The organism is Nocardioides sp. R-C-SC26, from assembly GCF_021246465.1.
Taxonomy (GTDB): Bacteria; Actinomycetota; Actinomycetes; order Propionibacteriales; family Nocardioidaceae; genus Nocardioides.
Genome location: NZ_JAHRHK010000022.1, coordinates 1 through 12,602 on the forward strand (window position 1 = coordinate 1; position 12,602 = coordinate 12,602).

The following is a 12,602-nucleotide window of genomic DNA, read 5'->3' on the forward strand; positions in this document are numbered from 1 at the left end:
GCAATGGGATTCCGCGTCGTTCGCAGCGTGAGCCGGGTGGGTGGTGCCGGGAGAATGGCGTGACCCCGCCTCCAGGGTCGTTCCAGGCTGGGATGTCGATGACCCCCGGCGGCAACTGACAGCTATCGACGATCAGTGGTGGAGTGCGGAGGATGCTCGCCGCGGAAGTCACCGACCTCGCTTCGACGTGGTTGGCTGATCGGGTGGAGATGGCATCGGTCGAGGTCCGCGAGCGCCTCGACGCGCTCGCCGCGGTCGCCGAGAAGGTCATCGTGGGCCTCGACTTCGACGGCACCCTCGCGCCGATCGTGGAGGACCCGACCCAGGCGCACATCCACCCCGATGCTCCGCAGGTGCTCATCGAGCTCGCCCAACGGGTGCTCGCCGTCGCGGTGATCACGGGCCGTCCGGCGCGCCAGGCACTCGCACTCGGCGGCTTGGAGGAGGTCGGCGACGCCTTCGCCGCCGTCGGCAAGGACCTCCACGTCTTCGGGCAGTACGGCAACGAGCGGTGGAGCTCGACCCAGCGCCGCGTCGTGGGGGCCCGCCCACCTCACGGCCTCGCCTCCTTCGAGCGCGAGCTGCCTCGCCTGCTGCGCCGCCTGGACGCCGCCGACGCCTACGTGGAGGACAAGCAGCTCGCCGTCGCCGTCCACACCCGGCGGATGGACGACCCCGCGGGTGCATTCGCCCGCCTGCTGCCCGAGCTGCGCGAGCTCGCCTCGCGGCACGGGCTCGTCGTGGAGCCTGGGCGCAGCGTCATCGAGGTGCGCTCGGGCGGGGTGCACAAGGGGCAGGCCGTGCGCACCCTGGCCGAGGAGCTGGGGGGCGGCGGCTTCCTCTTCGCCGGCGACGACCTCGGCGATCTCGAGGCCTTCGACGCCGTGTCCGAGCTCGCCGACCAGGGCCTGCCGACGCTGCTGGTGTGCTCGTCGTCAGGCGAGGAGAACGCCCTCGTCGCGCGCGCCGACGTCGTGGTCGACGGCCCGGCTGGCGTGCTCGAGCTGCTCGCTGAGCTCGGCCGTTCCATCTCCCGGCGTTGACCCGTCTTTACCTAGAGACGGGTCAACCTGAGTATGACCACGATGTGGACATGCTGTCCATGATGTGGGATCACGATTTCGGCCCGTCTCTGCACGCGCCCTACAGTGGAACGCAGCTCATCCAGAGGGACTGAGGGAACGGCCCTACGAAGTCCCGGCAACCGCCACGCGCCTCCGCCTCCCGCACATCGGGGACGGACGTGGAAACGGTGCCAATTCCGCCCGGCACGAGAGTCGTGATCTCCGGGGAAGATGAGAAGGAGGAATCCATGAGCGCTCCCACGTTGACCCACGTCGAGGGAATCACCCCCGACACGACCTCGCGCACCGGCCTGCGCGAGGGTGCCTTCGGCAACGCCACCGGTCTCGCCTGCCGCGAGTGCGGACACGCCGTCGCTCTCGGCCCCTTCTACGCCTGTCCGGAGTGTTTCGGCCCGCTGGAGGTCGCCTACGACTTCCCGGCGGTGACGCGCGAGGAGATCGAGGCCGGACCGCGCAACATCTGGCGCTACAAGGCCCTGCTGCCCGTGCCGGACGACATCGAGCAGAGCCCGAACACCGAGCCCGGCTTCACCCGGCTGCTCGAGGCCAGCAACCTCGCCGCGGCCCTGGGCATCGAGAAGCTGTGGGTCAAGGACGACTCCACCAATCCGACCAACTCCTTCAAGGACCGCGTCGTCGCCTGCGCCCTGAGCGCCGCTCGTGAACTCGACGCGAAGGTCTTCGCCTGCCCCTCGACCGGCAACCTCGCCAACGCCGTGGCCGCGGCCGGTGCCCGCGCCGGCATCAAGACCGTGGTCTTCATCCCGAGCAACCTCGAGCACCCCAAGCAGGTCAACTCGGCGGTCTACACCGACTCCCTGGTCGCGGTCGACGGCAACTACGACGACGTCAACAAGCTCGCCTCGGAGATCGCCGGCGAGGAGGAGGGCTGGGCGTTCGTCAACGTCAACGTGCGCCCCTTCTACGCCGAGGGCTCCAAGACGCTGGGCTATGAGATCGCCGAGCAGCTCGGCTGGAGACTGCCCGACCAGGTCGTCATCCCGGTCGCCTCGGGGTCCCAGCTCACCAAGGTGCACAAGTCGTTCCAGGAGCTGATCAAGCTCGGCCTGGTCGAGGAGAAGCCGTACCGGATCTTCGGTGCCCAGGCCACCGGTTGCTCGCCGGTCTCGGTCGCCTACAAGGCGGGCGTGGACGCGATCCGACCGGTCAAGCCCGACACGATCGCCAAGAGCCTGGCGATCGGCAACCCGGCCGACGGCATCTACGTGCTCGACATCTGTCGCGAGACGGGTGGTGCCGTGGAGGACATCGACGACGACGCCGTGCGCGAGGGCATCCTGCTGCTCGCCCGCACCGAAGGCATCTTCACCGAGACCGCCGGGGGCACCACGGTCGGCGTCACCAAGAAGCTGGTCGAGACCGGTCAGCTCGACCCGACGCTCGAGACGGTCATCATCAACACCGGCATGGGTCTGAAGACCCTCGACGCGATCTCCGACCAGGTCGGCGCCGCAGCCACGATCGCTCCCACCTACGCGGCCTTCGCCGCCACCGGAATCGCCTGAACCCCCACCGTCAGACCCCGCACTCTCGCACCAGAAAGCCACCCGCATGAGCGTCTCCGTCCGCGTCCCCACCATCCTGCGCACCTACACCGGCGGTGAGTCGGAGGTGACGGCGTCCGGGGCGACGCTCGCCGATCTGCTCGAGGACCTCGACACCAGCTATCCCGGCATCAAGGCGCGCATCCTCGATGACAACGGTGCGCTGCGCCGCTTCGTCAACGTCTACGTCGGCAACGACGACGTGCGCTTCCTGGACAACCTCGCCACGCCGACGCCGGCCGGCACCCAGGTATCGGTGATCCCCGCGGTCGCGGGGGGCTGCTGATCCGGTCTGCCCGGGCCCGGTTCGCGTGTCGCGGGAACCGGGGCGAGCGCACGTCCGTCCCAGTGACGGCGGGGGAGTGGCTCTCGCCGAACGCGCCAGGAGGATCCCGATGTCGAAGAACCGCTCGCTGACCGCGGTGGTGGTCAGCGCCCTGCTCCCGATGGCGCTGGCCGCCAGCATCCTCGCCGCTCCGGGGGCCCAGGCCTCGCCGCCGCAGACGGGTTCGAGCGCGGGTTCGGCTAACGGCGCGCCCTACCGCGTCAAGCAGTTCGAGCCGACGAGCAAGGACAAGAAGGCGCTCGTGCGCGCGTGGAGGAAGTGGGAGGGCCGCGACCTGGACCGCTACGTCAGCGTCGTCCGCCGTTCCTGCTTCTGCACACCCGAGAGCATGCAGCCGGTTCGCACGCGGGTCGAGGACGGCCGCGTCACCTCGGTCACCTACGCCGGCAGCTCCGACCAGCTCCGCGAGCCGGGCAACGAGGTCGAGTCGCTCTACCGGCTGCTCCGCAAGGCCTACGCGAAGGCGCACAGCGTCCGGGTCACGTACCGGGCCGGCGTCCCGGTCAGCATCGGCATCGACTGGGACGAGATGATCGCCGACGAGGAGACCTATCTGACCGTGAAGGTCCGCGCCGTCCCCTGAGAATCGCCCGGCGTTCGGTGCGCGTTCACCGGCGTCTGCTTCAACTCGGGGCATGGCACGAGGACGAGGCTGGCTGATCGCGGCGGCGGGGGTGGCATTCGGTGCTGCCGGCACCTCCTACGGGGCCCGCGAGCTGCTCCACCGACAGGCCGCGGCGGCGCGGCGCGTGATCGGCAAGCCGCTCGGTGAACAGGCGCCCCATGCCGATCGCGTCTGGGCGCGCCAGCACGGCGGCGAGCCGTTGAAGCTGGTGATGCTGGGTGACTCCATCGCCGCCGGGCTCGGCGCCGAGCGCCGCAAGGACACCCTCGGGGGGCGGCTCGCCAAGGGGTTGGCCAAGCGCACCGGCCGGCCGGTGCAGCTCACGACCGGCGCCGTCGTCGGGTCGGAGAGTTCGGCGCTCGCCGCCCAGCTCGACGCCGTGCTGGCGGGTCACGCCGGGCAGGCGGGGCTCCTCGATGCGGGCCGGTACGTCCCGGACGTCGCGGTCATCGTGGTCGGTGGCAACGACGTCACCCACCGTGTGCCGGTCGCGGCGTCGGTCGCGCACCTGGTCGCGGCGATCGAGCGGCTCCGTGCCGAGGGCACTGCGGTCGTCGTCGGCACCTGCCCCGACCTGGGTGCGCTTCGCCCGGTGCCGCAACCCCTGCGCAGCCTGGGTTCGCGTGCCTCGCGCCAGCTCGCCGCGGCCCAGGCGGCCGCCGCGGTGGATGCCGGTGCGCACGCCGTCTCGCTGGCTCGCGTGGTCGGGCCGTTCTTCATCACCAACCCCGACGAGATGTTCAGCCTCGACCGCTTCCACCCGAGTGCACTCGGGTACCGGCGCACCGCCGCAGCCCTGCTGCCGTCGGTGCTGACGGCCCTCGGTCTGTGCGACGACGTCCCGTTCGGCCACCATGCTCCCGCCCCCGAGGCCGCGGACCGTTAGGGTTCCCCCGTGACTTCGCTGCAGCAGGGCCCCGCGGTCGACCTCTACCTCGACGTGATGGCCAAGATGTTGACCCGCTACGGATTCGAGGGTCGCAACTCGACCGTCAGCTTCCCGGACCGCTCGTTCGAGTCCTACCTGTGGAACCTGGTACGGATGAACACCAAGGGCCGCGACATCCGCGTCGTCGAAGCCGGTGGCTTCGACGCCGAGCGTCGCGAGGTCGGACGCGACTGGCCCGCCGACGCCGAGACGATGGTCGGTCTCAAGCGCCTGGCCAACGTGCGTCAGGTGCTCGAGAGCGTCATCGCCGACGACGTGCCCGGCGACTTCATCGAGACCGGCGCCTGGCGCGGCGGCACCTGCATCTACGCCCGCGCGATCCTCGCCGCACACGGCGTCACCGACCGGACGGTCTGGGTCGCCGACTCCTTCGAGGGTCTGCCGGCCCCCGACGGTCGCTTCGAGGCCGACGCCGGCGACCAGCACCACACCAAGATCGAGCTCGCCATCTCGGTCGAGATGGTGCAGGACAACTTCCGTCGCTACGACCTGCTCGACGACCAGGTGAAGTTCCTCAAGGGCTGGTTCTCCGACACCCTGCCCACGGCCCCGGTCGAGCAGATCGCCGTGCTCCGTCTGGACGGCGACATGTACGCCTCCACGATGGACGCCCTGATCCCGCTCTACGACAAGGTCCCCGCGGGCGGCTACATCATCGTCGACGACTACGGCGCGGTGAAAGCGTGCGCGAAGGCGATCCACGACTTCCGTGACGAGCGCGGCATCACCGACGAGATCCACGAGATCGACTGGGCCGGCGTGTACTGGAGGAAGTCGTGACCACGGCTGCCGGGCAGTCCCCCGACCTTCCGCCCACGCACTTCGAGGAAGGCCACTTCGTCCGCGTGCAGCGTCTCGAGCGCCAGCTCAACGTGATGCGCAAGTGGTCGCTCAAGGGCACCAAGCAGTTGCACCAGGCGATGATCAAGGACGTGCGTGACGCCGAGCGCCGCGCACGCCAGGCCGAGAAGCGCGCGACCGCTGCGGAGAAGAAGCTGAAGGCCGCCGAGCGACGCGCGAAGCACGCCGAGGCCGAGCTCGCCGCCATCCGGTCGAGCACGACCTGGAAGGCCGGGCGCGCGATCACCGCGGTGCCCGGGAAGCTCAAGCGGCGTTGACCTCCCCGGCGGTGCTGCTGCTCGCCACCTCGGCCGAGTACGTCGACGGCGAGCCCGGCCACGCCGCTCTCGACGAGGCCCTGCGCGAGCGGGGCATCGAGGCACGGTGGGTGCGGTGGGACGACCCAGGCGTCGATTGGGAGGCCGGACTCGTCGCCGTCCGCTCGACGTGGGACTACCAGCTCCGGCTCGACGAGTTCCTCGCGTGGGCGCGTTCGGTCCCGCGGCTGCTGAACGGCTCCGAGGTCTTCAGCTGGAACACCGACAAGCGCTACCTCCTCGAACTCGCGGCCGCGGGCCTGGCGGTGGTGCCCACACTCAGTGCCGATACCGAGGGCGACGTCCGCGCGGCGCTCACCGGACGCACGGCGGCATCGGTGGTGAAGCCGCGCGTCGGTGCCGGCGGCGACGGCCTGGTCGTCGTCGAGCCGGGCGCGACCTGGACACCGCCCGCGGCGGGGCCGACGGTCGGCTGGGTGGTGCAACCGGTCGTCGAGTCGGTCCGCACCGACGGCGAGCGCTCCCTGTTCGTCTTGCGCATGTCCGATGGCCCGCGGGTCGTCGGCACAGTGCACAAGCGTCCGGGTGCCGGCGGCGACGTCCGGGTCAACGAGGAGCACGGTGGCCACGTGGTCCCGGCCGCCCTGGACGACATCCCCGCGCTGCCGTCGCTCGCCCTCGAGGCATGGGCGGCGACCGAGGCCATCGTGGGCCGTGCGCTCGACTACGCGCGGGTCGACGTGCTGCGGCACGACGGGGCCTGGGTGGTCGGCGAGGTCGAGGTGACCGAGCCCGGTCTCTACCTCGACGTCGCACCCCACCACGCCGTCCCGTTCGCGGAGTTCGCGTTGACCCGTCTTCAGGTAAAGACGGGTCAACCGTCCAACGCGCGTTGACCCGTCTTCAACGAGAGACTGGTCGACGATCGTTTGCACTCGGACCAGGCGAGTGCTAAACATGAAGCTGGCACTCTCGTCCTGAGAGTGACAAGCCGGAGCGGTGATCGCTGAGGTCCGGCGCCTGGTCGTGAAGGGATCGGCCGGTGTCGCTGGATCGTCCGTCGCGGGCAGCCCATCGCAGCCGGATCCATCGACTCTTCAAGCGTGAGGAATCGCAAGAGTTATGCCGAAGCTGATTGCTTTCAACGAGGAGGCCCGGCGCGGCCTGGAGCGTGGCATGAACACGCTCGCGGACGCCGTCAAGGTCACGCTCGGCCCGAAGGGACGCAACGTCGTCCTGGAGAAGAAGTGGGGCGCGCCCACCATCACCAACGATGGTGTGAGCATCGCCAAGGAGATCGAGCTCGAGGACCCGTACGAGAAGATCGGGGCCGAGCTGGTCAAGGAGGTCGCCAAGAAGACCGACGACGTCGCCGGTGACGGCACGACGACGGCGACCGTGCTGGCCCAGGCCATGGTCCGCGAGGGCCTGCGCAACGTGGCGGCCGGCGCCAACCCGATGGGCCTCAAGCGGGGCATCGAGGCCGCGGTCTCCGCGGTCTCCGAGCAGCTGCTGAACATGGCCAAGGACGTGGAGACCAAGGAGCAGATCGCCTCCACCGCCTCCATCTCCGCTGCTGACGCCACCGTCGGCGAGATCATCGCCGAGGCGATGGACAAGGTCGGCAAGGAGGGCGTGATCACGGTCGAGGAGTCGAACACCTTCGGCCTCGACCTCGAGCTCACCGAGGGCATGCGGTTCGACAAGGGCTACATCTCGGCCTACTTCGTCACCGACCCCGAGCGCATGGAGACCGTGCTGGAGGACCCCTACGTCCTCATCGCCAACTCCAAGGTCAGCAACGTCAAGGACCTGCTGCCGCTGCTGGAGAAGGTCATGCAGTCGGGCAAGCCGCTGGTCATCATCGCCGAGGACGTCGACGGCGAGGCGCTGTCGACCCTGGTTGTGAACAAGATCCGTGGCACCTTCAAGTCGGTCGCCGTCAAGGCGCCCGGCTTCGGCGACCGCCGCAAGGCCATGCTGCAGGACATCGCGATCCTGACCGGTGGCCAGGTCATCTCCGAGGAGGTCGGCCTCAAGCTCGAGTCGGCCGGCATCGAGCTCCTCGGCCAGGCCCGCAAGGTCGTCATCACCAAGGACGAGACCACCATCGTCGAGGGCGCTGGCGACCAGGGCCAGATCGAGGGCCGGGTCAACCAGATCCGTGCCGAGATCGAGAAGTCCGACTCCGACTACGACCGCGAGAAGCTGCAGGAGCGCCTGGCCAAGCTGGCCGGCGGTGTTGCGGTGATCAAGGTCGGCGCGGCCACCGAGGTCGAGCTCAAGGAGCGCAAGCACCGCATCGAGGACGCCGTGCGCAACGCCAAGGCTGCCGTCGAGGAGGGCATCGTCGCCGGTGGCGGCGTCGCGCTCCTGCAGGCCGCCGAGGGTGCCTTCGGCAAGCTCGAGCTGACCGGTGACGAGGCGACGGGTGCGAACATCGTCCGTTACGCCACCGAGGCCCCGCTGAAGCAGATCGCCGTCAACGCCGGCCTCGAGGGTGGCGTCGTCGCGGAGAAGGTGCGCAACCTGACCCCGGGTCACGGCCTCAACGCCGCGACCGGCGAGTACGTGGACATGATCGCCGAGGGCATCATCGACCCCGCGAAGGTGACCCGCTCTGCTCTGCAGAACGCGGCGTCGATCGCGGCGCTGTTCCTCACCACCGAGGCCGTCGTGGCCGACAAGCCGGAGAAGGCCGCCCCGATGGGCGACCCGTCCGGTGGCATGGGCGGCATGGACTTCTGAGTCCAGGCCCTGCCTGACGCGTCATCGCATCGGCCCGTCCCTCCGGGGGCGGGCCGATGTGCGTCCGGAGGACCCCGGGTTCAGAACACGTTCAGCGGCCGGAACTGCACCGAGATCCGCGGCCCGGCCGACGGCACCTTCGGGACGGCGTGCTCCCACGTGCGCTGGCAACTGCCGCCCATCACGAGCAGATCGCCCGAGCCCATCTCGAAGCTCAGCGACGGCCCGCCGCTGCGTGGTCGCAGCGCGAGGCGGCGTGCATCGCCGAGGGAGACGATCGCGACCATCGTGTCGTGGGTGGAGCCGCGGCCGATGGTGTCGCCGTGCCACGCGACCGAGTCGCGGCCGTCGCGGTAGTAGCAGCAGCCCGCGGTGCGGAACGGCTCCCCGAGCTCGTCGCGGTAGTGCGCGCTGAGCGCCTCGCGGGCCTCGGCGAGCAGCGGGTGGGGGAGTTCCTCGCCGATCATGTACGTGTAGAGAAGGCGGGGCACGTCGACGAGCCGGTCATACATCTGGCGGCGCTCGGCGCGCCACGGCACGGCGTCGCGCAGGGTGTCGAACAGCTCGTCGGAGACGGGCAGCCAGGCCGGCAGCACGTCGACCCACGCGCCGTCTCCGAGCTCATGACGGACGATGCCGCTCAGGTCGTTCACGTCGGCGTCGGGCGCTGCCTGGAACAGGGTCGTCTGCACGTCCATGAACGCACGATAGGTCGCGACATCGAACACATGTTCGATGTCGCGCGGCGCGTCGGGCTTCAGTTCAAGCGGGTACGGAGCTGCTCGACCGTCTCGTCGGCGAGCTTCTCCAGCTTGCCGCGAATGGCGATCGGGGCGATCACGTTGAGTGGGAAGCCGAAGTGGAAGTCGGCGCGGTAGGTGATGGTGGTGCCGCCGTCTGCCGAGGGGGCGAAGGACAGGGTGTCGCGCGTCTCGGTCTTGCCGCGGGATCCGCGGAAGACGACCCGGTTCGACGGCTCGAACTCGACGGTCTCGTAGGTCAGCTCCACCCGGCGTCCCATGAACTCCGAGACGTTGCGGTAGGTGGTGCCGAGGCCGCCGTCGCCGGAGATCCGGGTCGTCTCCACCGTGCCGGGGTCCCACTCCTCGGTGCGGGTGAAGTCGGCGAGGTAGTCGAAGACCGCCGAGGGCGGTGGGTCGACCTGGAACGTGCGTTCGACATGCATGAACCCGACGGTAGGCGGCTCGATCGCGCTCTCCCAGGGCACTTCGGGGTGGTCTCGGGGGCATCCCGGTGGCGGCGGTGGGCGAGTGGGCGGCAGGCTGACCCTCATGACAGCCGAAGCCACCCCCCAGATCGCGGCGCGTATCGTCGGCCTGACCAAGACCTACGGGGCCGGTGCCGCGGTCGTGCGCGCACTGGACGACGTGTCGGTCGACCTCGCCGCCGGGGAGTTCACCGCGGTCATGGGGCCATCGGGTTCGGGCAAGTCGACGCTCATGCACGTCTGTGCCGCGCTGGACTCCGCGGATGCGGGGGAGGTCTGGATCGGCGAGCGTCAGATCGGCGCCCTGGGCGACAAGCAGCTCACCCTGCTGCGCCGCGAGGAGATCGGGTTCGTCTTCCAGTCGTTCAATCTGGTGCCGACGCTGACCGCGGAGGAGAACATCCTGCTCCCGCTCGCGATCGCGGGGCGCACCCCCGACGCCGGGTGGTTCGACGAGGTGATCGCCGCTGTCGGGCTGCGCGACCGGCTCGGTCACAAGCCCAAGGAGTTGTCGGGAGGACAGCAGCAGCGGGTCGCCGTCGCCCGCGCCCTGGTCAGTCGACCGCGCGTGATCTTCGCCGACGAGCCGACGGGCAACCTCGACTCCAAGTCCGGCGCCGAGGTTCTCGGGCTGCTCCGCGCAGCCGTGGACCAGCACGGCCAGACCGTGGTGATGGTGACCCACGACCCGGTGGCGGCCGCCTACACCGACCGGGTGATCTTCCTCGCCGACGGCCGTGTCGTCGACGAGCTGCGCGCCCCCGACCGCGACGGCGTCCTGGAGATCATGGCTGCCATGACGGCGGGGCCGGCGGCCGCGCGATGACACGGCGGCCGCGAGGCGTCGGCATGGTCGGCGTCGCCCTGGCGGGGTTGCGCGAACGCAAGCTCCGACTGCTGATGAGCGCCACCTCGATCGTGCTCGGTGTCGCCTTCGTGGTCGGCACCCTGATCTTCTCCGACACCCTCAACCGGAGCTTCACCGCGCTCTTCGACGCCACAGTCGGGGACGTCGTCGTCGAACGCGACGGCAGCTCCATCACGGGCGCCTCCGCCCAGGAGGCCGTCCCGGAGCGGCTGGTCGCCCGCCTCGCCGAGCTACCGGGAGCGGCCCGGGCCGACGGTCAGATCGGTGTCAACGGCGTCTACGTCATCAAGCCCGACGGCAAGCCGCTGGGAGGGTTCGGCCCGCCCGCGATCGGGGGCAACTGGTCGGACGCACCCGCCGCGAACGACGTCGAGGGCCTCGCGATCATCGAGGGTCGCGAGCCGGACGGTCCGGGCGAGATCGTGCTCGAGGAGAGCACCGCTGAACGCGCCGGCTACGAGGTCGGCGACACGGTGCCGCTCGTCACCACCATGAAGACGGCGAATCTGCGGCCGACGTTGGTGGGCATCGCCGGCTTCCCCGACGGAGGTTCTCTCAACGGTGCGACCTACGTCGCCTTCGAGACGCGCTACGCCCAGCAACTGCTGCTCGAGGGCGAGCGTGCGTTCACCAGCATCTGGATCACAGCGGCGGACGGCGTCAGCCAGGCCGATCTCCGCGACCGTGCCGAGGAGCTGCTGCCCGGTGGGTACCGCGCCGTCACCGGCGATCAGGCGGCCGACGACGCCGCGAGCGGCCTGCTCGAGGCGATCTCGTTCCTCACCACGTTCCTGCTGATCTTCGCCGGGATCGCGCTGGTGGTCGGGTCGTTCATCATCGTCAACACCTTCTCGATCCTGGTCGCCCAGCGCAGTCGTGAGCTCGCGTTGCTGCGCGCGCTCGGCGCCTCGCGTCGCCAGGTGAACCGGATCGTCCAGATCGAGGCCCTGGTGCTGGGCCTGGTCGGATCGGCGCTCGGCCTCGGCGTCGGGGTGTTGCTCGCGATGGCCCTGCGGGCGCTCTTCGGCCAGATCGGGCTGGACCTCGCGGGGCAACCGCTCGTCTTCGAGCCGCGCACCGTCGTCGCGGCCTTCGCCGTCGGTGTGGTCGTCACGATGACGGCCGCGTGGTTCCCGGCGCGGCGCACCGCACGGATCGCACCGGTGCAGGCACTCCGCGACGACGTCGCCCTCCCGGAGACGTCGCTGCGACGTCGGTTCCGGCTGGGGCTGCTGACCGCCGTCGTGGGCGGGGTGGCGCTGACCCTCGGCCTCGGCGACGTCGTCGAGGTCTCCTACGGGGGCTGGTACGTCGGCCTCGGTGTCCTGCTGATCCTGCTGGGAGTCACGGCGATGAGCCCGGTGTTGGCTCACCCGTTCCTGGCGGCCACGACAGCCCTGCTCGGGCGCCTCTTCGGTCGCGTCGGAGCGCTTGCCGGCCAGAACGCGCTGCGCAACCCGCGCCGCACCGCGGCCACGGCGTCCGCGCTCATGATCGGGCTCGCGTTGGCATGCACGATGGCGATCGTCGGCGACTCCGCGAAGGCCTCGGTCGACAAGACCGTGGAGGACTCCTTCGTCGGCGACTTCGTGGTGAGCAGCATCTTCGGCGGAAGCTTCTCCGGCACCGTCGCCGAGCGTCTCGCCGGGGTCGACGGCGTGGAGAGCGTCCTCCAGCAGCGGACGGCCTGGGTGGAGCGCGACGACGGCGGCATCGACGTCGTCCTCGGCACGACGCCGGCCTCCCTCGACCTGCTCGACATCACGCTCGACCAAGGTGACCTCGCCGATCTCGTCGGAGGCGCCGTGCTCGTCAGCGACGGCCTGGCCGACGACGAGGATCTCGAGCTCGGCGACGTGATCGAGGTCCAGGTTCCGGCCGGGACCAAGAGATGGACCGTGGTGGGAGTCGTCGAGACGTCTCCGCTGGTGCCCGGCAGCCTGGTCGTCGACATCGGTACGTACCAGCGAGCGGGCTTCCCTGACGCGGACAGTCTGCTGGTCGTCTACGCCGAGCCCGGTGCCACCGGGCTCGCCGATCGGCTGGGCGACGCAGCGGCCGGCCCCCAGA

The 12,602-nt window shown here is 70.1% G+C and carries 13 protein-coding genes and 1 riboswitch; of the genes, 11 read left to right on the plus strand and 2 right to left on the minus strand.

Going from position 1 to position 12,602, the window contains the following annotated elements; translation table 11 throughout:
• The first annotated feature begins 152 nt into the window (after positions 1 to 152).
• The 9 genes from otsB to groL all read left to right on the plus strand — a co-directional run bounded on the left by otsB (position 153) and on the right by groL (position 8,436).
• On the plus strand, positions 153 to 1,043 hold the full coding sequence (gene otsB, locus KSO97_RS15835) for a trehalose-phosphatase (protein WP_232680585.1): 891 nt from the start codon (positions 153 to 155) through the stop codon (positions 1,041 to 1,043).
• A gap of 114 nt (positions 1,044 to 1,157) precedes the next feature.
• A riboswitch (SAM riboswitch) is annotated at positions 1,158 to 1,302 on the plus strand.
• 10 nt (positions 1,303 to 1,312) lie between these two features.
• Positions 1,313 to 2,611 carry a threonine synthase gene (gene thrC / locus KSO97_RS15840; protein ID WP_232680587.1) on the plus strand — a complete coding sequence of 433 codons (1,299 nt, stop codon included), beginning with the start codon at positions 1,313 to 1,315 and terminating at the stop codon, positions 2,609 to 2,611.
• Positions 2,612 to 2,657: 46 nt separating this feature from the next.
• On the plus strand, positions 2,658 to 2,936 hold the full coding sequence (locus KSO97_RS15845; protein WP_232680589.1) for a MoaD/ThiS family protein: 279 nt from the start codon (positions 2,658 to 2,660) through the stop codon (positions 2,934 to 2,936).
• Between the two features lie 109 nt (positions 2,937 to 3,045).
• The gene (locus tag KSO97_RS15850) at positions 3,046 to 3,579 is read left to right on the plus strand and encodes a DUF6174 domain-containing protein (protein WP_232680591.1); all 534 of its coding nucleotides are present in this window, start codon (positions 3,046 to 3,048) and stop codon (positions 3,577 to 3,579) included.
• 52 nt (positions 3,580 to 3,631) lie between these two features.
• Complete coding sequence (locus KSO97_RS15855) at positions 3,632 to 4,507, plus strand: SGNH/GDSL hydrolase family protein (protein ID WP_232680593.1); 876 nt, start codon at positions 3,632 to 3,634, stop codon at positions 4,505 to 4,507.
• 9 nt (positions 4,508 to 4,516) lie between these two features.
• On the plus strand, positions 4,517 to 5,350 hold the full coding sequence (locus KSO97_RS15860) for a TylF/MycF family methyltransferase (RefSeq protein WP_232680595.1): 834 nt from the start codon (positions 4,517 to 4,519) through the stop codon (positions 5,348 to 5,350).
• Positions 5,347 to 5,688 (plus strand): hypothetical protein, encoded by a 342-nt coding sequence (locus tag KSO97_RS15865; protein ID WP_232680597.1) that lies wholly within the window; start codon positions 5,347 to 5,349, stop codon positions 5,686 to 5,688. Before KSO97_RS15860 ends, KSO97_RS15865 begins: the two co-directional genes overlap by 4 nt.
• On the plus strand, positions 5,685 to 6,584 hold the full coding sequence (locus tag KSO97_RS15870; RefSeq protein WP_232680599.1) for a RimK family alpha-L-glutamate ligase: 900 nt from the start codon (positions 5,685 to 5,687) through the stop codon (positions 6,582 to 6,584). The genes KSO97_RS15865 and KSO97_RS15870 overlap by 4 nt, the downstream gene beginning before the upstream one ends.
• 226 nt (positions 6,585 to 6,810) lie before the next feature.
• Positions 6,811 to 8,436, plus strand: coding sequence for a chaperonin GroEL (gene groL / locus KSO97_RS15875; RefSeq protein ID WP_232680601.1), 1,626 nt, complete (start codon positions 6,811 to 6,813; stop codon positions 8,434 to 8,436).
• A gap of 80 nt (positions 8,437 to 8,516) precedes the next feature.
• Here groL and KSO97_RS15880 read toward each other — a convergent pair whose 3' ends face one another.
• Positions 8,517 to 9,134 carry an alpha-ketoglutarate-dependent dioxygenase AlkB gene (locus KSO97_RS15880; RefSeq protein WP_232680603.1) on the minus strand — a complete coding sequence of 206 codons (618 nt, stop codon included), beginning with the start codon at positions 9,132 to 9,134 and terminating at the stop codon, positions 8,517 to 8,519.
• Between the two features lie 59 nt (positions 9,135 to 9,193).
• Positions 9,194 to 9,622 carry an SRPBCC family protein gene (locus KSO97_RS15885; protein ID WP_232680605.1) on the minus strand — a complete coding sequence of 143 codons (429 nt, stop codon included), beginning with the start codon at positions 9,620 to 9,622 and terminating at the stop codon, positions 9,194 to 9,196.
• Positions 9,623 to 9,728: 106 nt separating this feature from the next.
• On the opposite strand from KSO97_RS15885, the gene KSO97_RS15890 reads away from it, so the two are divergent.
• Both KSO97_RS15890 and KSO97_RS15895 read left to right on the plus strand, forming a co-directional pair.
• Positions 9,729 to 10,490: an ABC transporter ATP-binding protein gene (locus KSO97_RS15890; protein WP_232680607.1), complete on the plus strand. Its 762-nt coding sequence runs from the start codon at positions 9,729 to 9,731 to the stop codon at positions 10,488 to 10,490.
• 23 nt (positions 10,491 to 10,513) lie between these two features.
• The coding region (locus KSO97_RS15895) for an ABC transporter permease (RefSeq protein ID WP_232680609.1) at positions 10,514 to 12,602 on the plus strand (2,089 nt) is incomplete at its 3' end.